Source organism: Rhodococcus sp. EPR-157 (genome assembly GCF_001647195.1).
In the GTDB taxonomy this organism is placed as follows: domain Bacteria; phylum Actinomycetota; class Actinomycetes; order Mycobacteriales; family Mycobacteriaceae; genus Rhodococcoides.
Genome location: NZ_LVCV01000589.1, coordinates 1 through 1,639 on the forward strand (window position 1 = coordinate 1; position 1,639 = coordinate 1,639).

General features: G+C 60.1%; 2 protein-coding genes. Both read left to right on the forward strand.

What is annotated here, in order from left to right; translation table 11 throughout:
- A partial coding sequence (locus A2J03_RS31300; protein ID WP_197480961.1) for a hypothetical protein occupies positions 1 to 217 on the forward strand: 217 nt, incomplete at its 5' end.
- A gap of 63 nt (positions 218 to 280) precedes the next feature.
- The gene (locus A2J03_RS25500) at positions 281 to 1,426 is read left to right on the forward strand and encodes a glycosyltransferase (protein ID WP_068379756.1); all 1,146 of its coding nucleotides are present in this window, start codon (positions 281 to 283) and stop codon (positions 1,424 to 1,426) included.
- Positions 1,427 to 1,639: the final 213 nt, after the last annotated feature.

Genomic DNA, 1,639 nt, shown 5'->3' on the forward strand with positions numbered 1-1,639 from the left:
CGACATCAGCGGGGTCGACGCCGAACTTGCAGAGAGAGAACCCGTCACCACTGCTGGAAGTCCGCGCTGGACACAAGTGGACATCGGTCCAGCGCGGGAGCATCTGGGATGGGTCCCGACGAGGTCGATCCACCGGTCGATCGAAGACTTCTGGTTGGACACCCTCGCGAACACCGAGCGTCCGCACACCCAGGCCGGTCATCCCACTCGAACATGACCAGCGGCGTCTGATCATCACCGAAACGTGCACACCCGAAGCGCTATCGAAGGGCGGGACTCAGTGAAGATTTTGTTCGCAGCACACCCCAGTCAAGCCAGTGCGTTCGCACTGGCACCACTTGCACGCGCAGCAAAGGACTCAGGACATCAAGTCGTCATGGCAGGTTCGATGCAGACGACCGATGCCATCACCTCGTCCGGACTGCCTGCATATCCCGTCACCGATCGTGCTCTGTCCGAGTTCATCCTGTTCGATCGAGATGGTGAACGTCTTCCGCCTGCATCGACCGACGAAGATATGGTTTTCGGTGCCGGCCGGTTCTTCGGACGCTACGCGGCGACTGCATACCACTCGCTGAAGTCGCTTGCGAAGACATTCAGTCCTGATGTCGTGGTTGGGGGTAGCCTCTCCTTCGCAGCCCCGTTGATTGCGGCCCGGCTGCGGGTGCCCTACGTTCGACAGACTTGGGACATGTACGAAATAGCGCCGTATATTCCAGGAGCAGAGGCCGAACTTGCGTCCGAAATGGCGGAACTCGATCTTCGGAATCTCCCGGAGCCGTCCACCACTCTGGATGTCTCTCCTGCCATGCTGCAAACCCGGCATGACGGTTCTCCACACAAGCCGTTGCGATTCGTACCGTCGAACACACAAACAGCGATCGAACCGTGGATGCTCGGTGCACCGGCGGGCAAAAAGCGAATCTGCGTCACGATGGGCAGCCGAGTAGAGACGACCGATACCTACGACACCAGCTTCAAGAAGCTCAGAGACCTCGTGGAAGCGTTGTCGCGCTTGAACGCCGAACTTCTAGTCGCTGCACCTCGCGCGGTCGCCGACAGTGTTCGACACCTTATTCCACACGGTCACGCTGGATTCATACCCCTGGATTTCGTTGCTCCGTCCTGCGACGCGATCGTTCATCATGCAGGCGGAGTCAGTACCCTGACTGCTCTCGACGCCGGAACCCCGCAGGTTATGCTTCCTGATGCCGAGATCTGGCAACGTACCACCGATCGAATCGAGGCGTACGGCGCGGGCGTCTCGGTTCACCCTGGTCCCGACGTGGTCGAACGGGCGGTGGACGCCTGTGATCGGGTCTTGTCCGATAGTTCGTATCGATCGGCGGCGCAGGGGTTTCAGGCACAGATTCGGGAGATGCCGACCCCTGCGGAGCAGGTTGTCGAAATCGAGTTTCGACGATGAGAATTGCGTTCGCATCGGTACCCGCCTACGGTCACGTTTACCCTCTCATGCCTCTCGCTCTCGCATGCCGAGACGGTGGGCATGACGTCGAAGTCGCCTGTGGACCTCCGTTCGCCGGTCGTCTACCCGTCCCGACCGTCGAGGGGTTTCCGGACGAACTGACGTTGTCCGACGCCGAAAAGTATGTTGCTGGGGTAGATCTCTATCCGGGGG